This window comes from Fischerella sp., from assembly GCF_013388695.1.
Taxonomy (GTDB): Bacteria; Cyanobacteriota; Cyanobacteriia; order Cyanobacteriales; family Nostocaceae; genus PCC9605.
Window position 1 is genome coordinate 1 of the sequence record NZ_JACAEU010000093.1, and the last position, 25,779, is coordinate 25,779.

Genomic DNA, 25,779 nt, shown 5'->3' on the forward strand with positions numbered 1-25,779 from the left:
AAAATTCAAAATTCAAAATTCAAAATTGAAATCCCCACAATTAAAATTGGGGGCTTGAATAATGATGCTTCGCAGTTTCTTTTTTTACATAATTAAAATTAGGGGCTTGTACCCGAAAACTAACTAAAAATTTTTATTTCTTCTTAATTTTGCATTTTGAATTTTTAATTTTTCATTGTTTCGGCCAATCGGTAAAGACGGCTGAAAAAAGGGGGATGTGTATGGCTTTGATGGGGGTAAAAAGGTAAAAGGACGAATAAGACACTAAGACACAAAGAGGAAAATAGTCTTCTCACCTTGACAGAGCTAGGCGACTAGCCTAACCATCAACCATAACTGCTGCCAATATTAAATCAACAAACGTAACTGCGAACCTTGTTGAGTTTTACTGACTTCAATACGGGCTTGAAAGGCTTCTTTGAGGTGAGGCATATGGGTGACAGTGAGAATGCAGGCAAAATCAGGGGCGATCGCATTAATTGCCGCAATTAGGCGATCGCACCCTTCCGCATCTTGCGTACCAAAGCCTTCATCTACAATCAACATCTGCAATGCTGCTCCTGCCCTTTGTGCTAATAATTTCGCCAGGGCTAAACGAATCGCAAAGTTAATTCTAAACGCTTCCCCACCAGAGTAAGTTTCATAAGCTCTCGTACCTCTAGCATCGGCAATGAGAATATCTAAGGTATCAATCAGCTTGCTATTTTTCTTCGTCGATTTCCCGTTACGTCCGGCTTTTTGTGTTACAAATTGTACATGCAACTGATTGGCACTCAGGCGCGAAAGCAATTGATTTGTTTCGGCTTCCAACTGGGGCAAGACATTTTCTATCATCAGTGTTTGGATGCCATTTTTACCAAACGCTTGCGCTAATTCCTGATAAACGCGATGTTGCTGTTTGGTTTCTTGCAGTTGTTGCTGCTGTTGCTCGTACTGATTTTGTAACACTTCCAGTTGGTGCGCCATCTGCTCTAAACGCCCCAACTGGGTAATTTGTTCATCGAGTTCTCGCCTGCGGGTTGCCAACTGCTGCTCTAAAGTTTGAATTTGGGTGATGGGGTTAGCTGTATCTTCAAGTTGCTGGACAATACTTTCAATTTGGCCTTTGAGTCTTTGCCGTTCAGCCCATCTTGCTTGCAAAGATACCTCTAATTCTTGGAGTCTATTTTTGAGTTGCGGATACTGCTGCTGCGCCGCTAATAGTTGTTGATAGCGTAATTGCCAAGCTTGGGCTTTCCGTACAGCCATGCGGAGGTTATTATGCTGTTCCGTATCATAGCCAATTTCGGCAATATAGCGATCGAGGCTGGCGATTTGTTTGGCACACTCAGACTCAGTTGCCTCTTGCGTTATTCTCGTTTGTAATTGGGCAATCTGTGCCTGAAGTTCTGGTTTACGTGCTGCTATTTGCGCTTGTCGTTTGGCGGCGTCTTTGATCTGCCCTTGTTTAATTTCTGCCCAACGCCAGCGTTCCACTTCGCTGCGAGCAAGGGCATGGTCTTGTTCATTGTAATTGAGTTGTTGCAGATATTCCTCTAGCTGTTTGAGTTCGGCTTGTTTGTCTGGTGCATACTCACCGAGTTGTAGCGATCGCTCTAGTTGTTGCTTTTGGGCAGTAATTTGTTGTAGCTGTTGCTCGACATCAGTTGTTGCCTGTAACTTTGCTGCCAATTGTCCCCTTTGTTCGCGTAAAGTATCGTAAGGAGATAATTGCTGAGATATGTCTCGATATTCCTGCCTCAGTACTTGAATTTCTCTGTCTGAGACAGCCATTTGTTCTCGAACTACCCACAATTGCCCTTCTGTATCTTTGTACTCAGATTTGGTTTTTTCTACGACTCGATTCCAGTGATGCTCGTCCAAAGGACGTTCGCACAACGGACAAATCGCATTGGGAGTCTGAAGCATTTGTATTTTTTGCTCTAATTCTCCCAGCAATCTTTCATAATCCCGTTGATGAGCTTGCAGCCGTTCGATAAAGTTACGCCGTTCCTGTCCTTTCTCTTGGACTCGTTGCAGATATACCCGCTTTTTCTCTAACTCCTCAATCTGCATTGCCACTTCCATCACCGCTTGTTGTAATTGCGGTTGGCGTTGCTGCTGACATTGCAATTGGTTTGCTGTCGCTTCCAGTTGTTCTAGTCGTGCGACTAACCCCGCCTGCACCCGAACTATTTGGCTTTGTAAAGTGGTTCGTTGTTGCAACAGAGGAGCTACTTGCAATTGCAGTTCATCTAGTTGAGCTACACGCTGACGCGCCCCCGCCAATTGTGCCAAAGCTGCTTCTACTTCAGTTGACTTGCCCAGAGTTTGCTGAATATCTACCTCTTGCTGTCGCAAGGCTTCTAATTGCGCTTGGGTTTGTTGCAGCTGCCGTTCGATTTCGTTAATTTGTCTGGTAAGCTGCTGTTGCTTTTGTTGACGACTTGCTTGGGCGCGGGTGTATTCTTCAAATTTGGCACTCAATGACTCTTCTTGAGATTGCAAATTTTGGTATTGATTGTATCCAGCTTTGATTTCGCTGTCTTGGCTTAATAATTCTTCTAGGGCTGATAGCTGGCTTTTAACCGCCCCACATTCTTGTTCGAGGCGATCGCAATCTTGAGTGAGATTTTGGTATTGCTGCCTAACAAAAGTCAGTTGTTCTTCCCAATTTTGCCGCTGGTGCTGAACAACTTGCAAGCTTTGTAATTGGATATTTTCAAAAGCTTGTATCTGTTGGAGTTGGTTGAGTTCGTTTTCTAGGGCAATTTGTTGGGATGCGATCGCCTCTTTTTGTTGCAGTTGAGTTTTCATTGATTCCAAAGAGCGCTCTAACTCTTCTGCTCGCGCTTTGAACTGACGCGATAAATCTTTTGCCCGTTCTTCTAAATCATCGTATTGATTCAGTTTTAATAATTCTGCTAATATCTCTTTCCGTTCGCTAGGACGCTTGAGCATAAATTCATCTGCACGACCTTGACGCAGGTAGGCAGAATTGATAAAAGTATCATAATCCAGCTTGATGTGCTGCAAAATCGAATCTTGAGTTGCTCTTACTCCTTTACCAGTCAGTGAACGAAACCCATTTGGTGTTTCAATTTGGAATTCCAAGACACTGCTACCACCCCGCGCACGAGTACGAATTACTCGATAGGTTTGCTGCTGACTAGTTTTGAAGATGAAATCTACCCGAACTTCTTTCGAGCCAGTATGGATAGCGTCATCTTCAGAAGTGGCTCTACTTTCTCCCCAAATTGCCCAAGTGATAGCTTCTAACAAAGAAGATTTACCAGCCCCATTGGCTCCACAAATACACGCCGTATGCAATCCGCGAAAATCTAAAGTTGCATCACGGTAACTGAGGAAATTTTTCAGAGTCAGTTGTACAGGGATCATCTAGTCTAGAGAACCACACTTTTTTTTAATTAGTAGCAGCACAGATACTCTGTTTGCTAGTTTAGCTAGCTAAAAATCATGTTTCTAGTCTTTAAGACCTTAATTTTACAATTGTTAACAATAGATTGAGTAATTTTTTCTTGTTAAGTTATCCTTTTTTACTATTACCGTATAAAAATTAAACTCAGGTAAACACAAACAGCTTTTATCCCTCATCCATCCTATAGGCTTCGGCAACCAGAGAGTCCACTAGGCGGGAGAGACGACAAATTGTTAAGCCTGTTGGGACAAAAAAGAACAAACTTTTTTTGATGGGAAGATAAGACAAATTCTTTCACTAGAGAGGAGGAGGGTAGAGGGGATGAAAGGGGGTAGTCAGGAAATTTATTGGTTAAGTCTGGTGGGTGAAAGTGGGTGATCGCAGTTTTGCCCTTAAAATGAAAAAATTAAACTTTGGCAACATTCCCCCGCTTTCTCCTTGTTAAAGCAAGATGAAACTGGGATTAAAAATTAGGCGTTGCTGAATTTGGTCATGAATTATGTGTGCATACATTTTTGTAGTTCGATGCCAAATCATTGTAGAGACGTAGCAATGCTACGTCTCTACATACCTGTGAATTGTAAATTCATATCTTGATTCAGCAACGCCAAAAATTAAGTTTCATCAAACAATTTTGGATTTTGGATTTTGGCTTGACGAGGTACTCTATGTGGCGACGCAGGTTCGCCACATAGAGTGGTGTCCCACAGACGAGTCCGGGGGCTTGGGAATTTTGGATTTTCGATTGTCGATTAATTCCACGGATAAATCTGCTTTCTTGTACCCTGCTCAGAATGATTGGTCACGATCGCGAGTGAAATACTAATTTTACTTGACGCTTTAGATCAAGTTAGAGAAGAGGATAGCAACCACATCTTAAGATAAATTCGGTATTTACCAGTATAAAAAACTTGAATCACAACTGCATATACTTCCTGTCACAGACAGACTTTAACCCTGGGAATACGCCGATGGACAGGTAGAAAAATCTGAAACAATCTTCTGTGACACCACGTCATCATACTTTACAAAGAAACAAAAGGGTTCTTATGACTAGCTTGCTTAGTTGGAAATCTGGAACAACTGCATTCTTGGCAATGGTAATGTCAACTAGTGCCATTGTGCCTATGTTTGCTCCTGCTGCGACTGCACAAAGACCAGCAATTTTTACTGGTCAACCAAATCGACCAATCAGCCAATCAAGAACAGTTTCAATCCCTGCGGGAGTGACAATTCCTGTTACTTACGAAAAAGAGAAAGTTATTGTTACTCCTGAAGAAACTACATCCCTAACATTGGAGGTTGCACAGAATATTGTAGACTCGAGCGGAAATGTGTTGATTCCCGCAGGAACTAAAATTGAAGGTAAATTAAGACCTGCAACAGACCAAAATGGTGAAAAAGGTTCTCAGTTTGTAGCGGAAGAATTAGTTTTTAGCAAAAATAGACGCCAGCCTATTAATGGGGTTTCTCAGGTAGTTACCACAAAAGAAACTATCAAGAAAGGAGCCAGCACTGGCACAATCTTAACAGATGCAGCTATTGGTGCGGGTGCTGCTACTGTAATTTCTTTGATTACAGGTAACAAAAAAATTGAAGCCCTAGAACCTATAGGCGGTGCTGCTGCTGGTGCTTTAGCAAGTGTCTTGCTTCGGAAAAAAGAAGTGGAAGTTGTTGTGATTAATCCTCAAACAGATTTGGATGTGACTCTGGACTCTAATTTGGTTGTAAACCGCTTCTAGGCTAAATTGAATTTAAATCGTGACTTTTATTATTTCACAGCACCATTGCCATTTTTTGAGGGGCTTCTAGAAAGGGAACCCCTCCTCTATTTTTAAATAAATAGAACGACATATATATAAGCGATCGCTCTCCAATTAACGTGGGCGATCGCTTCATTTTATTGGCCAAAATCTTGTCGCGCCACCGTCAAGCAGCAAGTATCCTCAATTACAGCATAACTGACTCTAAATGTTGCAGTGTCTCTTTGTTGGTGAGCCACTGGAACAGCACGATAACCTAGATAAAAAGGGAGATTCCAACAATATTGTATTGTCCCAGGCGCTGATTTATACTGAGGCGGCTTTGGAGTACTTAAATACTGGTTTTTTAGTAAATACGTAAATATTTGTTTTTTTTCAGCAACTATTTTTTAGATGTTGCGTCTAGGTAAACAAAAGGGAAAAATTGATTATTTGGCTAATCCTTATTTAGCCAAATAATCCCATTTTGCAGTATAAATGCATCATCGAAAACATCTAAATTTCAATCTTTTTGGAACATTTTACATTCAAAAAAACTCTTATTAACTAATAGAAAAACACGAAAAATTGAGAGGGATAAATCAATGTTTAATCAAATCCGTTGGCAATCTGGTTGTGCTGCATTCATGGCATTGGGCATTACAGCAGGTGCGATCGCGCCTCTAGTTACACCTGCACCTTCTTTCGCCCAAACTACTTTTTATGATGTTTCATCTAACTATTGGGCAGCACAATTTATTCAAGAACTTTCACAGCGTGGCATTATAGCTGGATTTCCAGATGGTAGCTTCCGTCCCGAAGAAGCAGTCACACGCGCTCAATTTGCTGCCATGATTCGCAAAGCATTTAATAAATCACCAAAGCGGCAGGCAGTTGGATTTTACGATGTGCCAAGTAATTATTGGGCATACACCGCTATTCAGCAAGCATACACCACAGGTTTCCTAGCAGGATATCCTGGCAATCGCTTTGAACCTAATCAAAATATTCCTCGCGAACAAGTTTTAGTTTCCCTTGCTAATGGTTTGGAATATAGTGCAAGTGGTCAACCTGACAGCACTCTGCAATACTATAGCGACTCTGTAAATATCTCTAGTTATGCCCGAACACCAATTGCAGCTGCAACTGAAAAGGAAATTGTTGTTAATTATCCCAATGTTAAATTCCTGAATCCAAAAGCAACTGCAACACGGGCACAGGTAGCGGCTTTTATCTACCAAGCTTTGGTTAGTAACAATCAAGCCTCAGCTATTAATTCACCCTACATCGCCAAAGTTGGTGAACCTATCCCTGTTGCTATTACCATTCCTCAAGGAACCGTTATTCCTGTGAAGTACGACAAGGCAGAAAAAATTCTTGTCACCAAAGATGAAACAGCACCTTTAACACTTGCAGTCTCGCAAAATGTAATTACAGATACGGGAAATGTAGTCATTCCCGCTGGTAGTCAGGTTGTGGGTAAACTCAAACCAGCTAAAGGTGGTTCTCAATTCGTTGCAGAAAAACTGATTTTGACCAATGGTCAAGAGTATCAAATCAACGCTGCTTCGCAAGTAATTAGCAAAACCGAAACTATTAAAAAGGGTACTAGTACGGGGGCAATTGTCAAGAATACTGTATTAGGCGCAGGTGCAGCAGCAGCGGTGGCTGCGGTTACAGGCGATCGCGCTGTTGCTACAGAAGAAGTCTTGGGTGGTGCTGCGATCGGTAGCTTGATTGGTCTGTTCTTTGGTAAGAAGAGTGTTGACTTAATCGCCATTGACCCAGATACAGACCTACAAATGACCATTGGTCAAAACTTCCAGGTTTCACTCAAATAGTTGTTGGTTAGTAGTTGGTAGTTAGTAGTTAGTAGGACAACTAACCACTAACCACTATCCACTAACCACTAACCCTTAGCAATTGGCAACCAAACAATAAAAGTAGTTCCTGGTACTTGAGGTGATGTAATTTTTGAGTTTAAAGCAGGGCTGAAAACTTCAATTTCTCCCTGCATTTGCTCTATTAGCTGTTTAGCTATAGATATTCCCAATCCTGTACCGGGAATTTCAGTTTGAGCTTGTACACCCCGGTAACGTCGTTCACCCAGATGTTCTAAATCTTGGGGTGGAATTCCAGGGCCTGTATCAGTAATCGCTACTCCTTGAAAATTATCTTTTTGTTGCCCTGCTTGAATCAATATCTTACCGCCCGCAGGAGTGTATTTCAGAGCATTATCAATAATATTGCTAAACACTTCTGTTAATGCCTTGAAGTTGGCGCGTACTAACGGCAAATGTGGTGGAATTTCACCTATCAGTTCTAGATTTCGCTCTTGGGCTATTGCTTGTGCAGAAACTAATAAGGGTTGCAATACATCGACTAGATAGCAATCAGCTTCTTTCTCACCCGTTCCTGGCAATAACAGTATTGGTTTGGAGTCTTTTTCTACAGTTGCTTCTACAAATACTTCGTTTTCTTGTGGTAGTTTCAGGGAGGCTAAATCTTCTGGTTGGAAGTCAATGACTTCATCAAAATTTTTCAATAATTCTTGCAGGCGATCGCTTTCTCGAACAATACTTTCTGCTACTTCGCGGTTAGTATCTCCCGGCCGCAGTCGCTTCATCAGGAGTTTACCAAAAGTCCGCAATGCTGTTAATGGATTGCGAAATTGATGCAATAGACTATCTAACAAATCTTGCTGCTTCTCTTGCAGAATTTGTTGTTGATGCAACTGTACCTCTAGCCAGGTGCGACGCTGATCTAAAATGCAAGCTATTGTCAGCGTTTGGGCAATATGTTCTACTTGAGTTCGCTCTTGTTCATTCCATGCCCTGTCTTGTCTAGCTGTCACTAGCAACCCCATCATCATATTTTCATAGATAAGAGGTAAAACAATTTGGTCGCCACCGAGAAGGTATTCCTGTTGTGAATGCGGTTCAGTTGTATTTTCTGTTCCAGACTTATTTGGTGGAGTAGGAAATTCTTCTGCTGCTGTCAAAAATTTCTGGTTAAGTTTTGGCAACGCTAAAGCATTTGTACTTAACAATCCTGCTGCTGTTTCTGGATAAACCACCAGCGGAATTAGTTTCGCCTCATTTGCCGGAGCCTCTACCAATTCTTGTGTTAAATATACAACACTCAAAGATGCTCCCAGCCCTTGGACTAACAGCATCATTTGCTCTCGACATAGAGCAACAAATTCTGAACTGGCAGACATTAACATTGTTTCAGCTCTGGTTCAAGATTAAGATGAAAGCCAATACAAGCACAAAATACGTGAATTTTATATGTAACAAAGTTTAACTAAATTTTGCAATTAATGCGTCGATCTAGAGAAGGAGACAGGAAGCAGAAGTAAAATAATTTTTATTCCCCATTTGCCATCCCTCTTTTATCCGTAACTAGTATACAAATTTCAAAATTAACAAGATAATTATTTATATAGGTTAAAAGAAATTATGATTTTTGTATCAAAAGTTTAAAAACTGTTGATCTTTTGAACTAGAACTTTTATAATTACGACGGATTTTGTAGCTATCACTACAATCTGTAGCCTTAACAGAGGAGGAAAATAGGTTGGCAAGGAGACGAAAGCGGAAAAGCCGTCGTCGCCAGGAAGGACGGCGTATTTTAGAGCATGTGCCCCAATATAGCATTGAAAGCGGCGAAGAGAAACCTGTGACAGCAGCCAGAAAATTTATTCAAGCTGAAGGAATCTTGCCACCCGCTTTGTTACTCGTAAAGCGCAACGAACACACCACAGATAGATATTTTTGGGCTGAAAAGGGGCTATTTGGTGCTCAATACGTGGAAGAGAACCATTTCTTATTTCCCAGTCTGAGAACATTAGAACCTACAGGCCCAGAGCCGGCAGTTTTGGCGACTCGGTGAACCATCCAATGGCGAACTGTGAGATAGTGAGTCTGGCTTTTGACAATTATTAACTGGCAAAGTGCTAAAGATATTCAAAAATTTAATTATTTTTTCGTTTTCAGCTCATTTGCCAGTAGGCTAGCGGTCTGGAAGTGCCAATCAAATCCGATTAGGATTTGGTTAATATTGCGAAGATGTACAAGGAAGTAGGGATAAAGCGACTCATTTCTAAGTCAAACGTTCACTTAATGTGAGCCGTGCTTAGAAATTAATTCTCCGGTAGGATAGCAAACCAAAAATCTTTGTAAAATTGCCAAACCGCTCTGTCAAAAAAAATAACTTTTTCTCCACTGCGATTTGCATTGTTGTGGAGAATAGCGAAAAATTAGGAGTCGTTATCCCTTCTTCCTAAGGTTCATTTTCTGGATAGGTGGTAAAAATTCTGGTTCTGCTTATTTGGAGATGGTCATCATGCCTGGGGATTATTCGCGAAGCTTCAGGTTTAATGCCCTCTGTAACTCAATTAGCTCATCACGATGGGCGATCGCAGTAATTTGACTTGGGGAGTGTGATTCGCTCTTGGTTGCTTCTACCTTTAGCAACACCTTCTCAAGTTTTCCGGTTTTTTTCCAATAGAAAACTCCACTTAAAGGTGATAGCAGTACCATCCCTACAAATAAGGTGCTTAGGCTAGGAAAAAGCTGTGACAAAACCAATGCTAAACAAAGCATACCAGCAGCTGTGATGAGTGTCAAAAATGCAGCTAGAAACCTGCTGGGGCGAACATAACCTTCAAACGTCACTTGATTTTGTTCTGGGTCTACCGCTGCCACTCGGTAAGACCGTGCTCGAAAATACTCCTTTAATTGAGGCATTAAAGTAGCTTCGTCTTGCTCAGATACCAGTTGTGCTATTTCTGTACGGTCTTTAGTAGAGGCACGAATAAAGAAAAATAGCCCAACCGATAATAACAAAGTCAGCAGCAACGTGGATGGCAGAATGGCAGTATCCATAAACTAAGTTGTTACTTTTTCATTGGAGGGGACTTATTCATTATCAATTATTCGTTAATTTATCCTCCTATTTATATACTGCTGCCACAGACGGGCTAAATCCTGCGCTTGTGAAGTCCACTCTGAAGAAACTTGGTACATCCGCCGGGGACGTCCGCGTCCTTCGAGTTTCTTCCAATACCCTGTAATTGCCTTATAGTCTTCAAGAAACTTAATCGCACTGTAAAGTACAGTATCCGAAAGCCGATAAGTAGGGTATTCAGTTTCCAGACGTTGGATTAACTCGGTTCCGTAAGACTCCCCTTGTAACAAAACATACAAAATATAACAAACTGCTAGTTCTTGACAAAGGTAAGTTGGCGGAGGATTCTCAAAGAATTGATATATATCCTCAAGTTTCATGGTTGGTGAAGAATGGCTAAAAAATGCCCTAAGGTTGAGCCTACAATCCCTTTAGTGAGTATATAGTGCTACCCCCTATTCGGGTAAGTATATAACGCTACTTAGGCTGGATTGGCAAAGCGCAAGCAATAAACAAAAACCCAAGCTCTTTAGTCGTGGGATGACGCTTCAAGCACCGGAAGTGAATTCTGGTGACAGCGCCTCATCAATGCGCCAGCTTTGGAAATGCAAAAACATGCACTCCTACCCCAAGCTCTAGGCAGTGCGGTGAGGAGCAAACAGATAACGACCAAGCCGCTATCTTTGTGTCAAGTGATGCCGAGCGTGTGAGGACTTGCTTAAGCATAAAATATTGCTTTAGCAATTTTAAAGGTAAAATGCAACTTTTTCTTTAAAACTTAATAAACACTTTTTTTACAGCAATTTTACCAGTGCAAATCTTCAAAAATGAAGACAAATACGATATCTTTTTTCCAGCCCCTGAGTCTGTTGACACATTGCAGGCAGCATAATGTACTGAATTTCCATACATGAAATATCCAAACGGAATCTGGTAAGTGTCATAGTAAATTTAATCAAGTGCTCAGCACATAGGTGATCGGTATGCCAGTAGACTCTCAATCATCTTCCTCTCGACGTCAAGAAATTGCCAAAATATTTCGCCTCACTGGTTGGATCAGCTTCTGGATTCAATTAGTACTAGGCGTCGTTTCTGCAATCATTGTGCTGGTATATAGTATCTTTAGCCAAAGACCTGGTAGCCCCAGTAATAACCCAGGCAGTGGATTGGGTGTGTTTTTAGCAGTTTGTGGATTAGTGACCTTGGGTGGGGGCATTTATTTAGCTTTTCGCTACACGCAAATTGGTAGAAAACTTTTATCCCCCAATCCCATCAACCACCCCAGCAAATTGGAAACAGTCCAAGTCCTGCGACTAGGGTTGATGGTGAATTTAATCGGTATACTGTTGACTCTTTTAGGAGCACAGGCGATCGTTGGTACCCTGGTAGCTAGGTCTATATCCCCCCAAGCTATTACTACACAATTATTTGACCCCAACCGAATCATTAGTGGTCTAGATATGCTGGTAGTGCAAGCAAACACCAACACGGTTTCAGCTCACTTTGCCGGACTTGTGGGGTCAATTTGGCTACTCAATCGCGTTACCCGCTAAATATGGGAGTAGGAGAGTGAGCATGGGGCATGGGGCATGGGGCATTGGGCATTGGGCATTGGAAATAACCACCAACCACCAACCACCAACCAACAACTACTAACCACTAACCACTAACTACTAACCAATAACTACTAACCAATAACCAATGAATCAAAAAGGAAAATAGGAATTTTCCGAAATTATCTCTCTCAAGCGTGAAGACTAAAACAAGTTACTCAAATAAACATCCTGCTAATGGATGAAACAAAATTAACAAAAGAACTTTATTGAGAGATTTGGAGGTCTGACACTATGAGAGAATTACAAACATGGAAATTCGGTATACAGTTTCTCTTTAGTACTGTGATGATTGGACTGTGTACTTTCCAGCTTGTCAACGATAAAGCGAAGGAAAACCAAACGCTGTACTGGAGTGGTTTAAGCACCGTATTAGCATATTGGCTACCTTCTCCGACTGGCTCTCAAGAAGAACGTTTCAATCAGCAAAGAGGAACTTCAGAACGAGAACAATCTTCATAACAATTCATCTAATCTTTATTATTAACTAATTGTAATATTGAAATATTCAGGCTATTGCTATAACCAATATAAATATTTGGAAAATGAGCCTTGAAATGCCTAAAATAAATTGCAGTGTAGTAGCCCCAGCATCAAAGCCGGGGCTAAATTTTGGCAGATAGAAGTTTTTTGGTATGCAGAAGACTGAATTTTGCCAAAGTAGCACTTAGATACAATATGCTGATGTGTAACTAAGAAGTACTAGGCTAGAAACTGAGAAAAATCTGTGCTGGATATTAAGCAAATACGGGAAAACCCACAATTTGTTCAAGAAAGGTTGAATACTCGTGGCGGTAACTATGATATTCAGCCGATTGTAGAGTTGAATAAACAACAACGCGAATTAGAACAGAAGCGAAGTCAACTCCAAACACGCAGCAACGAAATTGGTAAACTCGTTGGGCAAAAAATTAAATCGGGTATAAATCCTCAAAATCCAGAAATTCAGACCTTGCGGGATGAAGGCAACTCCATTAAAGCTACATTAAGTGAATTGGAGCCGCAAGAAAAAGAAATAATCGCAAAAATCCAAGAACTTGTACTTGCACTTCCTAATTTGCCCAGCGACTCCACACCCATCGGCAAGAATGAGGAAGAGAACGTCGAAGTGCGCCGCTGGGGTGATGAGTACATTCCTCAAAATCCAAATATTCTGCCTCACTGGGAAATTGGTGAAAAGTTGGGTATTCTCAACGTAGAACGAGCGGTCAAAGTTGCTCAAAGTCGCTTTGTCGCTTTAATAGGCGCTGGTGCAGCACTGGAGAGAGCATTAATTCAGTTTATGCTCGATCGCCAAATCGCAGCAGGGTATGTAGAAGTTATCCCTCCATTTTTAATCAATAGTGCATCTCTAACAGCAACTGGTCAATTGCCCAAGTTTGCTGAAGAAAGCTTCAAATGTGCTGATGATGACTTGTGGCTAACTCCCACAGCGGAGGTACCCGTCACTAACCTCTATCGAGGTGAAATTCTCGCTGCTGAAGAATTGCCTATCTATCACTGTGCTTATACTCCTTGTTTTCGTCGCGAAGCAGGGAGTTATGGACGGGATATGCGGGGATTAATTCGCCTACACCAATTTAATAAAGTGGAATTGGTAAAACTAACTCATTCCAGCACTTCCTTTGAAGAACTGGAAAAATTGGTGGGGAATGCAGAAGCAATTTTACAGGCGTTAAAGTTGCCTTACCGAGTCATAGAGTTATGCACTGGAGATTTAGGATTTGCCTCTGCCAAAACTTATGATTTAGAGGTGTGGCTTCCTTCTTCTGGTAAGTACCGGGAAATTTCCAGCTGTTCCAATTGTGTAGACTTCCAAGCACGACGGGCTGACATTCGCTTCAAAGAAGCGGGCAAGAAGGGGACACAGTTAGTGCATACTCTTAACGGTTCTGGGTTAGCTGTGGGAAGGACAATGGCAGCAATTTTGGAAAATTATCAACAAGAAGATGGCACGGTGCGGATACCAGAAGCCCTACAGCCTTATTTGGGACGGGAGGTATTGTAATTTTTGGGCAATTCTCCACTTGCCCTTAGTATATAAACTCATTGACGAAGTTCTGATACTCATTCACGAAGATAAAAGACTGATTAATCAGGTTCTGATACTCATTCACGAAGATAAAAGACTCATTAATGAGGTTCTGATACTCATTGGCGAGGATAAAAGATTCGTTAATTAGGTTCTGATACTCGTCAATGAAGTTCTGAGACTCGCACAGGAGTTTTTTATTCTCGTCCTTTAATAGTGAACAATGTCCTGCCAACCTCGCCAGCTAAAACTAGGTTACTGCTTCCACATCACCACCCATCCGTGAGAGGTTTTGGTATGATGAACACGATTATTGCGCTTGAGCTATGATGTCTGCCAGTCTAAGCAAAATTTATGTTTCGACGCGGTTTGTTTCTGAGGAAAGAACTGACCCGTTAGAAGATACGCTACAGGATAAAAACCTTGTACCAGAGGAAGCTGCGGTATTGCTGGCGGCAGATGAACAGCGAGCCATTCCATCTATTAGCAAGAACGTTGCGTTGATGAAGGAAATTCAGCAACGGGTTCAGGCGTTACCTTCGTCACATAGATTATTACTAGGAGATAGCAGGAACCTGGCTCATATCCCTAATGAAAGTGTACATCTGGTAGTGACTTCGCCACCGTACTGGAATTTAAAGGAGTACGTTAAAAATCCGAACCAGCTTGCAGAAATTGAAGACTACGAGCAGTTTTTGCAAGAACTTGATCTGGTATGGCAGCATATGTGGCGCGTTTTAGTCCCTGGTGGACGTTTGGTGATTGTGGTGGGGGATGTCTGTCTTTCCCGTCGGCAGTATGGTAGACATGTGGTATTTCCACTGCACGCCAGCATTCAAGAACATTGCCGTAATTTGGGGTTTGATAACCTAGCACCGATTATTTGGTATAAAATTGCCAATGCCTCTCTGGAAGCAACAGGGAATGGTACCAGCTTTCTAGGCAAACCATATGAGCCTGGTGGTGTGATTAAGAATGACATTGAGTTTATTCTGATGCAGCGTAAACCCGGTGGCTATCGCAGCCCTTCCCTTACTGCCCGAGTATTGTCTGTTATTTCTGAAACATTGCATCGGCAGTGGTTTCAACAGATTTGGCAGGATGTGAAAGGTGCTTCGACACGGCAACACCCTGCCCCGTTTCCTCTAGAAGTAGCTGAACGATTAATCCGGATGTTTTCGTTTGTGGGGGATACGGTACTCGATCCGTTTATGGGTACAGGGACGACTAGTATGGCAGCAGCAAACTGGGGACGTAACAGCATTGGGGTGGAAGTTGAGCCAAGCTATCATCACCTGACACTGGAGCGGATGGATAAGACTTATGGCTCGCGACTAGTACGTGATGAGATGGTACGAGAACGGCATTTTAATGCTGCCTGCTTTTTAATGGCAGACCGCAACCAAGCGACGCACAGGCCAAACTATACTGAGCCATGTCCCGACATAGGGGCGGCTAACTTTTTACAGCAACTTATCCGGCACGCGATTTAGGGCGCATGAATTTATTTGCTGCGGTTGAGTGGAATCGCGATCGCCTTTTTCTGTGTTAAACTCCTAGCGCCTTTCCTTACTTTTGACTTTTGACTCTTGACTCTTGACTCTTGACTTACTCGGTAGCAGTACTACCACTTTAGAGGAGTTCTCTACTCACCACTCTCTCTTAGGAATTAGCGAAAAAGCCCGAAAATATACTGTCTTGCAGACCAATGCTAGACTGGTACTCGTTCTACAATAGAGAAAAATATAGCTAAATTAGTTCACTCACAAATTTTTTCTATGTCAGTTTTAGCGGCGATCGCAGTCTTGGCTGTTCTGATCCTGGTACACGAACTAGGACATTTCATTGCAGCAAGGTCTCAAGGTATTCATGTTAACCGCTTTTCTTTGGGCTTTGGCCCAATTATTTGGAAATACCAAGGCAGAGAAACCGAATACGCTGTTCGAGCCTTTCCCTTAGGTGGTTTTGTCGGTTTTCCTGACGACGATCCAGATAGCGATATTCCACCCAACGACCCGGATCTGCTGCGTAACCGTCCAATTTTAGATCGGGCGATCGTCATCAGTGCAGGAGTGATAGCAAATTTAATCTTTGCCTACTTTCTCCTAGTAACGCAGGTTAACTTAGTCGGCATAGCACAAGTCAACCCCCAGCCAGGAGTTGTCATCCAACAGCTTGCACCAGATGTCAGTTCTGTAGCTTCTAAAGCTGGAATTCAGCCAAAGGATATCATATTAGCGGCTAATAACAGAGAATTTGGTACATCTGGCAAAGAGATAGAGGATTTAAGGGAAATAATTAGGAATAATGCAGGTAAGCCAATTCAACTAGAAATTGCCCGTGGCGACCAAAAGTTGTCTTTCACTGTCACTCCTGAAGCTAAGCAAAACGGCGGTAGTATTGGCGTGCAACTTTCTCCCAATGTCAAAGTTGAGCGTCGTCGCGCTTCTAACCTGGTAGAAGCCTTGCAGATTGGTGCTTCAGAATTTCAGCGCATTCTCAATCTGACATTTCAAGGTTTTAAGCAATTAATTACTAACTTCGGTGAAACAGCTAATCAGGTAGCAGGGCCGGTCAAAATTGTAGAAATTGGTGCCAGCATTGCCCAAAACGACACAGGCAGTTTATTCTACTTTGGTGCTTTAATTAGCATTAACTTGGCGATTATCAATATTCTGCCTTTACCAGCTTTGGATGGAGGACAACTCGCTTTTCTGCTAATTGAAGGACTACGCGGTAAACCTTTGCCAACTCGCATTCAAGACGGTGTGATGCAAACTGGCTTGATGCTACTTTTAGGACTGGGCATTTTTCTGATTGTCAAAGAAACTTCCCAACTAGAGTGGGTGCAAAGATTATTCCAGTAAACCTCTAATTTGTTGTTGGTTGTTGGTTGTTGGTTGATTGTTCCTAACAACAAACAACCGCTAACTACTAACCATCAGCCTTCAGAGTAAAGGCTGGAGCTACAAAAACCAATCCTGCCCATGCAGGCTAAAAGTAATAAAATTATCTACGTAAGCCCACATATGTGGGCTTATTCTATTCGCTAGGTACTTTTTTTATAAGTATTCCCGTGAACAGTACCCGCAAACGGTCATCTAAAAAGCAGCGATCGCTAGAAATTCTCGTTCGCCTGAAGCGTCTTTACCCAGACGCTACTTGTTCTTTGAACTATTCAACACCAGTGCAACTACTGGTAGCAACAATCCTTTCTGCTCAGTGTACAGATGAGCGAGTCAATTTAGTAACACCAGTGTTATTTAGTCGTTTTCCCGACGCACCCAGTTTGGCAAATGCTGATTTGACAGAGTTAGAAAACTTAGTACGTTCCACGGGATTCTATCGCAATAAGGCAAAGAATATTCAAGCCGCTTGTCGGATGATTGTTGCCGAATTTGGCGGTGAAGTGCCAAGACAGATGGATCAACTGCTGCGGCTTCCAGGTGTAGCACGGAAGACGGCAAATGTAGTTCTTGCTCATGCTTTTGGAATTAATGCTGGGGTGACAGTTGATACTCACGTTAAACGCCTTAGTCAACGCCTGGGTTTGACTGAGTATACAGACCCTATCCACATTGAACGAGATTTAATGCAGCTTCTACCTCAACCAGATTGGGAGAATTGGTCAATCCGGTTAATTTATCACGGTCGTGCTATTTGTAAGGCACGCAATCCAGCTTGTGAAGCTTGTGAGTTAGCCGATCTCTGTCCTTCTGCGACTCTTCCCCAAATTGCTACATCATAGTAGTTAGTGGTTAGTGGTTAGTTGTCCTACTAACTACTATCCACTAACTACTAACTAAATCCTATAGAATGGAAAATGCTGTCTTTAGGTAAGTAACAGAATTTATGGCCAAAAAAAGCATGATTGAGCGCGAAAAAAAACGCGCTAAATTGGTGGCAAAGTATGCTGCCAAGCGGGAAGCATTGCTGGAAGAATTCCGAACCACAGAAGACCCTCTGGATAAGTTGGAGATTCATCGCCAGATCCAACAGCTACCCCGCAATAGCGCACCCAGCCGCCGCCGTAATCGCTGCTGGGTAACAGGTCGTTCCAGAGGCGTTTATCGCGACTTTGGGCTGTCTCGTAATGTTCTGCGGGAGTGGGCGCACGAGGGTCTTTTACCCGGAGTGGTGAAGTCTAGTTGGTAGTTAGTTGTTAGTTGGTGTTGTTAGTTGTTTGGAAAGTACTAAAAACCAAACAACAACGAACCACCAACAAAGAACAAATTCCAAATTATTGACCGCAACACTTGTCAATTCCCAGACTTTCTAAAAGTAGATCGCTAACGGCGTTGGCGATCGCAAACTCTCCATAGAAACTTTTGGAAAAATCAAACGCCTGCATCTCTGTGACAATCGCAATCACCAGAGAACCAAGATCGTTTTCTCCTTCCATTCTTTGCCGAACAAAAATCTGTGCTGCGCGTTCGGCTATATTTTGATTGACTGCTTCTGGGAGAAATTCTGCATCTAGCCACCTATGCAAACTCTGTTTTAACCATTCGCCCTCAAGTTCAGGATTTTCTGATGGTGGCAGGGTAATGGATGGAATTGGTTCAGTCATCGTCTTTATTTTAAAACGCAGAGTAACGCTAAGGAATCGCAAAGGAACGCAGAGGATGATTGCTAACATCTAAATTGCGTTCTTTTGATGTTTTTTATCTTTAGTTTTATGGAATATGATATCGCTGCTATTGTTCAAGGTTATGCTCAAGGCTATTTTCTCATGGCTGATGAGGATAATGTTTTGGGATGGTATGGAAGTCGCGATCGTACTCTCATTCCTTTGGATGATCGATTTCACTATCCTAAGTCGCTGCGGCGTGTCCTCAATCAACAGCGATTTACTGTGGCGATCAACCGTGACTTCCCATCTGTAGTCGAAGGGTGCGCTAACCGGGAATTAACTTGGATTTCACCAGAGTTAAAGGAGATTTACTGGGAACTTTACCAGGCAGGTTGGGCGTATAGTTTTGAGACTTGGCAGGGTGACGAACTTGCTGGGGGAATTCTAGGGATTGTTATTGGTGCCGCTTTTATCGGGGAATCGATGTTTTATCGCATTCCTGAAGGTTCAAAGGTGGCGATGGTAAAGTTAGTGGAGAGGTTGCGGGAGAGGGGATTTGTGATGTTTGATGCTCAAATGATGAATCCCCATTTGGAGAGGTTCGGGGCTTATCGAGTAGGAGATAGAGAATATCAAGATTTACTTCATAAAGCCTTGCAGCAAAAGTGTTCTCTGATTTAAACTCATTACAGTTTTGCTTAAAAGAGTAGTGATTAAAAACGCAGAGGGACGCAGAGGTAAGCGCAGAGGGGCGCAGAGTCTTGGTGCAAAAATTTCACGCGAATTTATTCAATGTTGTAATTAGGTTGAGTCACTAAATATAAGAAATGATTATTTCAATAAACCAGTTTCCATCATTTGTTTTGAAGATTTTGGGCACTGGAATGCTATTACAAGATAGAAAATCAATATATGAAAATAAATCCTCTGGTGTACGGTTCATTGACCTAGAAGCAAATTTTAGATAATAGATACTTTCTGAGACAGAAATTTTAAGAGTTAGCCCATACGCTACATGAACCGAGATAACTTCGCACGAATGGATAGAGTAGTATTTGGCAAGATGGTAATTTATTGTTGAAACTAATTCTTCAATAGAGTTTAGCTTGTAAACTGTTTGTAGTTCTTTGAGTATGTTCTTACCCTAGGGTGAGATGATTTTCATACAGAATTAACCCGATGTTCTGTCACCAAAGTGAGACTCGTCCATTCACCTTTATCGTTGTAGCTACGAACCATCCGCTGACGTAGATTTGGTTCAATCAACCAACCTACTTCCAAGAATAAGGGTTGGCGTAATTGCACTTTCAATGGAGAAGTGGCAGAAACGCCATCGGGTAGCAGCAAAACTTGTACCTGCTTCTGCGGATCTTGGTCAAATGTAAGTTTGGAACCGTTAATGCTAGCAGTGGAATTAATTGTGCGATCGCCAAATGAGAGACTTTGAATTAATCGCCCAGTTGGATCTAGTTGTATTTGTAAAGTTGTAGAGTAAGTATCAGGCGATCGCCAATCTGGATATATTGTCACTGCTTTACCTTGCCATTCTCCCAACAAGGCTTCTACCGTTAAAGGAGGATGTTGTGCTGCTGGGGTTCCGGCTAGATGTTCGCGAATCAGGGTAAATTTGTCTAGCTGACCATTTTTATCAAACAACTGTACAAGGCGTAAACGGCGATTTTCATGAATTAAACCGAGTTCTGCCCCAAATTCAGAAAATGGCGCTAGTTGAATCGTACCTTGAGAAAAGGCTCCATTTTCAAAAAACAATACACTTCGTCCCAAGGTACTGTATTCTAAAACTTTTTCATCTCCACCTAAGCGAATAATCTGACGAATTGTCTGGTTATTGTTTAACCCTTCTAAAGACACAACGCTAGGTGTATCTTCTAAAATTTCACCTTGAGGAGACACTTGAGTGAATGAACCTTGCCATTCCCCAAGGTTTTGCAGCAAATATTCCCATTGAGATTTCATAAATGTCCTTTGTCATTAGTTATTAGTAAAGCACAAAGGACTAATGACTAACTTTTAGCAAACTGTCGAACAGCAAATAAGCTCCCTATTAATCCTACCGTTGCACCAAAGTTTAGGAGAATCAGGGGCAATAATAATGTTTGTAACGGAGTTAGTTGCAAGCCGTTGGTAATAAATTTGATGAATTCGGGTTGATTGGCGAGGACATTGCCGAGAAACTGTTGAATCAGACTGATAAAACTCCAGGCGATCGCACCTCCAACCAAACCAAAAGCAATTCCTTGTAAGATAAACGGCAAGTAAATCCAAGCTGATGTTGCTCCCACTAGTTGCATAATTTCAATTTCCCGGCGTCGCGCCATGACTATTAGTCTGATGGTGGTGGTGGTGACAGCGATCGCTGTTGAGGTGAGAATAATGGTAATTGTGAGTGTCACCCAATTCCAGCCTCGATGCAACTGAGCAATGCGTTTAACAGCTTCATCCACATACTGAACTGCATCTACTCCGTGCAACTTCGCTAGTTGTGTTGCTAGGGTTGGGACTACCTCAGAGTTGCGTGCTTTCACCTTCAATTCATCTACAAGCGGATTCTCACCTAACTGCTGGGTAGCACCTTCGATATCAGAAATTCCCAGTTCGTTTACTAACTTATTCCAAGCTTGTTCTTTAGTAATAATTTTTATATCCGCTACCTCTGGCATTCTCGCCACCAGTGGTTCAATGCTTTCTGCTCGCACACCCGAATCGAGATAAACTGATACTTCTAATTGACTACCGAATTGGTAGAGCAGTTTTTCCACTTGCCAAGAAGTTTGCAGACTCAAACCAAATAAAAATAGTAACACCGTGACAGTACTGATAGCTGCCCAATTCATCCAGCCGCCGCGTTGCAAACCAATCAGAGTTTCTTTGAGCAGGTAGTCAAGTTTAGTCAGGATTTTTAACACATTACACCCTTCAGCAGAATTTTGGATTGTATGCGCGAGATTATACTTAACTTTTTATACTCGCCATCTGCATAACCAGACAAAAATTGCTAGAGGAGATAGTCAATAGTTAGTAGTTAGTAGTTAGTAGTTAGTGGTTATTAATCATCGCCGATTCCTAATGCCCCATGCCCGATCCCCAATGCCCAATGCCCAATTAATTCCCTATACCCACTCCCCCACTCCCCCTCCCCTCGCCTACTATGTAATTGAAATTAATTTGCACATCTTCTGGTTGCTAAGATTGAATAAAGCGAAATCATTTCCAATCCATATTAGGTGAGTTAGAAGAGCATGCCTTCGGAAATTGTTGTTGAGAAGAAAAAGTTACAGAAACCGCCCTTGGAACTGCATTACCTGGGCGATCGCGTTCTGCGTCAACCAGCCAAGCGCGTTGCTAAAGTAGACGAGGAAATCCGCAAAGTCGCACGCGAAATGCTACAAACCATGTACAGTCAGGATGGCATTGGTTTGGCTGCACCCCAAGTCGGAATTCACAAACAAATTATTGTCATCGATATTGAACCAGATAACCCAGCCAATCCCCCACTAGTGTTGATTAACCCTGTAATTAAACAGGTTAGCCGCGAAATCTGCGTTGCTCAAGAAGGGTGTTTAAGTATTCCAGGGGTTTACATGGATGTAAAGCGCCCTGAAGTTGTAGAAATAGCCTATAAAGATGAGTATGGACGTCCCAAGACGTTGAAGGCATCAGATTTACTCGGACGCTGCATTCAGCACGAAATAGACCACCTCAATGGTGTAGTATTTGTAGACCGTGTAGAAAACTCTTTGGCTTTGACGCAAGAGTTATCTAAGCATGGCTTTTCCTATCAAACTGTCAAACCAGTTGCATAGGATGGTGTGCTTGTGAATACAATGACCCCCAAGAGTGGTTTGTTTCTTGCCTGTTCGTGTATTGCGGCGATCGCGGCTGTAGGTTCAATTTTTGAACTTAGTTCTGGGCAACCTGATTTAGGTACTCAAAACACTGCGATTATCTTAGCACTCAGCATTCCACTGACAGGATTATTTTTCTTTGCCGCAGTGAAAGATGCTAAAGCTAATATGAATAAATAAGCATCAGGTATGGAATCAAAAGGAAAAGGAAAAGGAATTTATCCTTTTACCTTTTACCTTTTACTTGTTTTTACTGTCTCTCTACCCGTTCATCGTCGCTTCACTTCTAAGGCAGTTCATTTATTTGTTTAATGAAATTTATACAAGTTAAAAGCACATTAAAGTTTATCTAAGTTGCGCTCCATTTAACTTAGATAAGCTTCATGAAACATTAGGTGCTTAGGCTGTTGCTAACATATCTGGCGTGACCGGAATAATTTGGTGCATGATGATTATATGAGTGGATGGGCGTCTCACCCCTCCGATGCAGGCTGTCCAACCGGCACCACAAAAAATTTTTTTCTAACTTTTTGCGTAATTAGTTAAGCAGGCACTGTATTTATAAAATACAAATGATGAATTATGAAAATTGTGAAGTAACTGGATGTGAATAAATATGAATATGAGGGTTGTTAGTTGTTAGTTAGTGGTTAGTGGTTAGTGGTTAGTGGGCACTCTTGCAATGGAACTGGAGAAGTAAAAAGTAAAAAGTAAAAAGGTAAAAGAAAAAATTCTTTCTTTTTACTTTTAGTTTTTAACTTTTGACTTATTTTTGCCCAATGCCCAATTCCCAATTCCCCATCTCCCCATGTCCCACTCCCCCCTCTCCTTGGTCTTACCGCACCAAGAATTCATGAATACTGAATCGATGCTCTATTTGCCCACCTTCACAAGTCATACCTGATAATTCATCATTCCTGACTCCTAATTTTTGTAATCTTGTTTACATGCAACGCTATATAGCTATAGTCGCTATAAATTACTAAAGTTAAAAAAATTACTTGTTTGGAACCGATACAAGAGCGACTTATCCTGCTAGAATTTTGCAGCAATTGAACTTAATTTGAGGCAGACATGAGAATCGAAAAACTTTCTCCTGGGTTGATACTGGCTTACGAAGACTATCAAAGAGAGGGGCAAGCGGCGTTAATCGGCCATAAGCGATCGCTTGGTATAGTTGCCCCCAAAACTAGCCTCAAGCCAACACGGAGTGTCGTTTTTATCTACTGTGATGAACAAACTGACTTGAGTCATTTGTCACAATACGGTATTGAAGTCAACCAAAACACAGGTGCTGTCCGGACAGCTTACTTACCCATAGACAGTTTAGGCGATCTATCTGATGAACCGACCATCCAACGGATTAAGCCATCGCGCAAATTGCACTTGCGGATGGATGTAGCACCAGGAAGAGTCAAACTACCGGAGTTTAAGAACAAAACCGGATTGACAGGCAAGGGAGTTGTCATCGGTGTAATAGACAGCGGCATTGATCCAAAACACCCTGCCTTTGCCGGACGCATTTTACGGATTTGGGATCAAACACTGCCAGGGCCAGGAGTGGCAGAAGGCGGTTATGGGGCAGAATTAACTGAAGCACAACTGACAATTTCTCAAGATACAGATGGTCACGGCACCCATGTTGCTGGTATTGCTGCTGGTTCTGATGCTACCTATAGCGGTGTAGCGCCGGAAGCAGAATTAGTAGTCGTTAAAACAGACTTGCAAGACGCCCACATTGCCGATGGCGTTCGTTATATTTTCCGAGTGGCAAGTGAAATGGGACGCCCAGCAGTAGTAAATCTTAGCTTGGGTGGACATGCCGATGCCCACGATGGCAGCGACTCTCTGTCAAAAATCATCGATGCCGAATCAGGCCCGGGACGAATTGTTTGCTGTGCTGCGGGTAACGAAGGTAATGACAATATTCACGGTCAGACCAATGTCACCTGTAAGCGAATGAGTACAATGCGCTTCAACGTTCCCTACAACCAAGTAGGTATCGTTTGGTTAAACAGCTGGTATTCTAGCGAAGGTCAGTTGGAAGTCTCGGTGCGGAGTCCCAATGGTTTCGTAACTCCTTTTCAACCAATTATTGCTGATGGTAATCCTTCCAAGGAATATACCTTACCAGATGCACAGGTACAAATCGTCACGCCAGGGCCCGATCCAATCAACGGAGACTACAACTTCTTTGTACAAATTCGGGGTGCAGGTAGCAGCAGATTTACCCAACCTGTATCAGGCGGTATTTGGCAGTTGCGGGTACGCAAAACTTCCGGAGATGATGTCCGCTTGGATGTATGGACATTAGATGACGCTGCATCGGTGTTTTTCACAGGTAAGAGCATATCCGATGCAGTCAAAATTGGTTCACCCGGAGCTGCTGGCAGTGCAATTACAGTTGCTTCTTATACTACTAAAATGAAGTATACTGATATTGACGGTAGCGATCGAGAAATTGGTTTGGAGTTAGATAATATTTCTGAGTTCAGCAGTGAAGGCCCGCTGCGGAATAATGCCCACAAACCTGATGTTGCAGCACCGGGAGCGATGATTGTTTCCGCCCTTTCCTCCACTGCAAATTTTGATCGCTCGATGATGGTAAATTCTAAGTTTGTGACTATGGCTGGTACGAGTATGGCAACACCGTTCGTCAGCGGTTTAGTAGCACTGTTGTTGCAGCGTGACCCCAATCTTGACCCAGCTACTGTGAAAGAACTGCTACGTAAAAATAGCTCTATTCCTGGAAAAGATGCAGGAACCTTTGATAACAAATGGGGTTTTGGACTGATTGAGACGCTCAATCTGTAATTAGTTGTAGACAAGCGTATATTTAGTTCTGCACTGGGATAGGCAATTCAAACCAATAAATTTGATAAGTTGTTTTTAGGGCAGGCTATTTTTAGCCTGTCCTTTGTTTACAAAAATACCAACTGCTACTATGTGGAAAAGGTGAAAGGGTAAACGAAACAGGAAAAGCAATTACTTTAATCCTTGGCCTTTATTAGACCTCTTGCATGAATATTTAAAATGTCATGTTGAGCACAGCAAAACATCTGTGAAGGTCGGTAATCGGTAATGGGTAATAGGTAATGGGAAAAACCAATTACCTATTACCAACCATATCGTAAGCAATTAGCCGGACTTGATATGATTTTTCAATTCGTGCAAGAGGTCTATTGTTTCCGCAACTGGAGTATTCATGGGGGATTTGAATATGAATTATCAAAAGCTAGACGCAGCCCTTACGATGGCGCTAAATCAAGTTCAAGATCCACAAGAACGCAGTTTAGTGGTGTTTATCCACACTAAACCAATCTCTGATGCCTCTGGTGCAGCTGCTGTTTTGGAAAGTTTGGGAGTCAGTGGTATCACTGAAGAAAAAGATGTTTTTTCTGCTACTCTATCGTCCAATGAAATTTCCAAATTATCAGAGCAACCTTGGGTGCAGTATTTGAAATTGTCGCAAAAGCTGCGTTTGATGGATAGACGCCTAAGTGGCAGAAGTATGGGTATTTAATAAGTCTTAATGTAAAATGATACACTCACTTACATTCTGTAACGATTTGCAATATCGTTTATCTCCGGCAGCATAATGCAAACTTGACTAATTTAGTCTGC

Annotated in this window: 24 protein-coding genes and 1 pseudogene; 17 read left to right on the plus strand and 8 right to left on the minus strand. The window is 42.1% G+C overall.

Annotated features, from left to right (window positions below; genetic code table 11):
- Window positions 1–185 precede the first annotated feature (185 nt).
- Window positions 186–265 (plus strand): annotated as a pseudogene (locus HXY43_RS12520) (IS5/IS1182 family transposase); the annotation flags it as partial.
- 83 nt (window positions 266–348) lie between these two features.
- Here HXY43_RS12520 and sbcC read toward each other — a convergent pair.
- Entirely contained in the window at window positions 349–3,378 is a 3,030-nt protein-coding gene (gene sbcC, locus HXY43_RS12525) for an SMC family ATPase (protein WP_290883530.1), read from the minus strand.
- A 710-nt stretch (window positions 3,379–4,088) separates the two neighbouring features.
- Here sbcC and HXY43_RS12530 point away from each other — a divergent pair.
- Both HXY43_RS12530 and HXY43_RS12535 read left to right on the plus strand, forming a co-directional pair.
- Window positions 4,089–4,244 carry a hypothetical protein gene (locus HXY43_RS12530; protein WP_290883531.1) on the plus strand — a complete coding sequence of 52 codons (156 nt, stop codon included), beginning with the start codon at window positions 4,089–4,091 and terminating at the stop codon, window positions 4,242–4,244.
- A gap of 223 nt (window positions 4,245–4,467) precedes the next feature.
- Entirely contained in the window at window positions 4,468–5,160 is a 693-nt protein-coding gene (locus HXY43_RS12535) for a conjugal transfer protein TrbI (protein ID WP_290883532.1), read from the plus strand.
- Between the two features lie 34 nt (window positions 5,161–5,194).
- Here the strand turns inward: HXY43_RS12535 and HXY43_RS12540 are convergent, their stop codons facing one another.
- Entirely contained in the window at window positions 5,195–5,329 is a 135-nt protein-coding gene (locus HXY43_RS12540; protein ID WP_290883533.1) for a hypothetical protein, read from the minus strand.
- Between the two features lie 436 nt (window positions 5,330–5,765).
- Here HXY43_RS12540 and HXY43_RS12545 point away from each other — a divergent pair, with 436 nt between their 5' ends.
- The gene (locus HXY43_RS12545) at window positions 5,766–7,001 is read left to right on the plus strand and encodes an S-layer homology domain-containing protein (protein WP_290883534.1); all 1,236 of its coding nucleotides are present in this window, start codon (window positions 5,766–5,768) and stop codon (window positions 6,999–7,001) included.
- A gap of 68 nt (window positions 7,002–7,069) precedes the next feature.
- Here the strand turns inward: HXY43_RS12545 and HXY43_RS12550 are convergent, their stop codons facing one another.
- On the minus strand, window positions 7,070–8,386 hold the full coding sequence (locus HXY43_RS12550; RefSeq protein WP_290883535.1) for a HAMP domain-containing sensor histidine kinase: 1,317 nt from the start codon (window positions 8,384–8,386) through the stop codon (window positions 7,070–7,072).
- A gap of 353 nt (window positions 8,387–8,739) precedes the next feature.
- Here HXY43_RS12550 and HXY43_RS12555 point away from each other — a divergent pair, with 353 nt between their 5' ends.
- The gene (locus tag HXY43_RS12555) at window positions 8,740–9,054 is read left to right on the plus strand and encodes a DUF3155 domain-containing protein (protein ID WP_290883536.1); all 315 of its coding nucleotides are present in this window, start codon (window positions 8,740–8,742) and stop codon (window positions 9,052–9,054) included.
- Window positions 9,055–9,518: 464 nt separating this feature from the next.
- On the opposite strand, the gene HXY43_RS12560 is transcribed toward HXY43_RS12555, so the two are convergent.
- Both HXY43_RS12560 and HXY43_RS12565 read right to left on the minus strand, forming a co-directional pair.
- On the minus strand, window positions 9,519–10,049 hold the full coding sequence (locus HXY43_RS12560; protein ID WP_290883537.1) for a cofactor assembly of complex C subunit B: 531 nt from the start codon (window positions 10,047–10,049) through the stop codon (window positions 9,519–9,521).
- Window positions 10,050–10,103: 54 nt separating this feature from the next.
- Window positions 10,104–10,451, minus strand: coding sequence for a PadR family transcriptional regulator (locus HXY43_RS12565; protein WP_026735710.1), 348 nt, complete (start codon window positions 10,449–10,451; stop codon window positions 10,104–10,106).
- Between the two features lie 603 nt (window positions 10,452–11,054).
- Between HXY43_RS12565 and HXY43_RS12570 the strand changes: the two genes are divergently transcribed.
- From HXY43_RS12570 to rpsN, 7 genes are all read left to right on the plus strand, one after another.
- Window positions 11,055–11,624: a DUF3611 family protein gene (locus HXY43_RS12570; RefSeq protein ID WP_290883538.1), complete on the plus strand. Its 570-nt coding sequence runs from the start codon at window positions 11,055–11,057 to the stop codon at window positions 11,622–11,624.
- 294 nt (window positions 11,625–11,918) lie between these two features.
- Complete coding sequence (locus HXY43_RS12575; protein WP_026735708.1) at window positions 11,919–12,146, plus strand: hypothetical protein; 228 nt, start codon at window positions 11,919–11,921, stop codon at window positions 12,144–12,146.
- Window positions 12,147–12,411: 265 nt separating this feature from the next.
- Window positions 12,412–13,692 carry a serine--tRNA ligase gene (serS, locus tag HXY43_RS12580; protein WP_290883539.1) on the plus strand — a complete coding sequence of 427 codons (1,281 nt, stop codon included), beginning with the start codon at window positions 12,412–12,414 and terminating at the stop codon, window positions 13,690–13,692.
- Window positions 13,693–14,042: 350 nt separating this feature from the next.
- Window positions 14,043–15,209, plus strand: coding sequence for a site-specific DNA-methyltransferase (locus HXY43_RS12585; RefSeq protein WP_290883540.1), 1,167 nt, complete (start codon window positions 14,043–14,045; stop codon window positions 15,207–15,209).
- A gap of 285 nt (window positions 15,210–15,494) precedes the next feature.
- Window positions 15,495–16,583, plus strand: coding sequence for an RIP metalloprotease RseP (gene rseP / locus HXY43_RS12590; protein ID WP_290883541.1), 1,089 nt, complete (start codon window positions 15,495–15,497; stop codon window positions 16,581–16,583).
- Window positions 16,584–16,792: 209 nt separating this feature from the next.
- Window positions 16,793–17,464 carry an endonuclease III gene (gene nth, locus HXY43_RS12595; protein ID WP_026735704.1) on the plus strand — a complete coding sequence of 224 codons (672 nt, stop codon included), beginning with the start codon at window positions 16,793–16,795 and terminating at the stop codon, window positions 17,462–17,464.
- 104 nt (window positions 17,465–17,568) lie between these two features.
- The gene (rpsN, locus tag HXY43_RS12600) at window positions 17,569–17,871 is read left to right on the plus strand and encodes a 30S ribosomal protein S14 (protein WP_290883542.1); all 303 of its coding nucleotides are present in this window, start codon (window positions 17,569–17,571) and stop codon (window positions 17,869–17,871) included.
- Window positions 17,872–17,956: 85 nt separating this feature from the next.
- On the opposite strand, the gene HXY43_RS12605 is transcribed toward rpsN, so the two are convergent.
- Window positions 17,957–18,286, minus strand: coding sequence for a hypothetical protein (locus tag HXY43_RS12605; protein ID WP_026735702.1), 330 nt, complete (start codon window positions 18,284–18,286; stop codon window positions 17,957–17,959).
- Window positions 18,287–18,394: 108 nt separating this feature from the next.
- Here HXY43_RS12605 and aat point away from each other — a divergent pair, with 108 nt between their 5' ends.
- Entirely contained in the window at window positions 18,395–18,970 is a 576-nt protein-coding gene (gene aat / locus HXY43_RS12610; protein ID WP_290883543.1) for a leucyl/phenylalanyl-tRNA--protein transferase, read from the plus strand.
- A 480-nt stretch (window positions 18,971–19,450) separates the two neighbouring features.
- Here the strand turns inward: aat and HXY43_RS12615 are convergent, their stop codons facing one another.
- Complete coding sequence (locus HXY43_RS12615) at window positions 19,451–20,266, minus strand: DUF3598 family protein (protein ID WP_290883544.1); 816 nt, start codon at window positions 20,264–20,266, stop codon at window positions 19,451–19,453.
- Between the two features lie 47 nt (window positions 20,267–20,313).
- The gene (locus HXY43_RS12620) at window positions 20,314–21,216 is read right to left on the minus strand and encodes an ABC transporter permease (RefSeq protein WP_290883545.1); all 903 of its coding nucleotides are present in this window, start codon (window positions 21,214–21,216) and stop codon (window positions 20,314–20,316) included.
- A gap of 333 nt (window positions 21,217–21,549) precedes the next feature.
- Here HXY43_RS12620 and def point away from each other — a divergent pair, with 333 nt between their 5' ends.
- The 4 genes from def (at window position 21,550) to HXY43_RS12640 (ending at window position 25,678) form a co-directional block, all read left to right on the plus strand.
- Window positions 21,550–22,113 (plus strand): peptide deformylase, encoded by a 564-nt coding sequence (gene def / locus HXY43_RS12625; protein ID WP_026735697.1) that lies wholly within the window; start codon window positions 21,550–21,552, stop codon window positions 22,111–22,113.
- A gap of 21 nt (window positions 22,114–22,134) precedes the next feature.
- Entirely contained in the window at window positions 22,135–22,335 is a 201-nt protein-coding gene (locus HXY43_RS12630) for a hypothetical protein (protein WP_290883554.1), read from the plus strand.
- 894 nt (window positions 22,336–23,229) lie between these two features.
- Window positions 23,230–24,969, plus strand: coding sequence for a S8 family peptidase (locus tag HXY43_RS12635; RefSeq protein WP_290883546.1), 1,740 nt, complete (start codon window positions 23,230–23,232; stop codon window positions 24,967–24,969).
- A 406-nt stretch (window positions 24,970–25,375) separates the two neighbouring features.
- Window positions 25,376–25,678, plus strand: coding sequence for a hypothetical protein (locus HXY43_RS12640; RefSeq protein ID WP_290883547.1), 303 nt, complete (start codon window positions 25,376–25,378; stop codon window positions 25,676–25,678).
- Window positions 25,679–25,779: the final 101 nt, after the last annotated feature.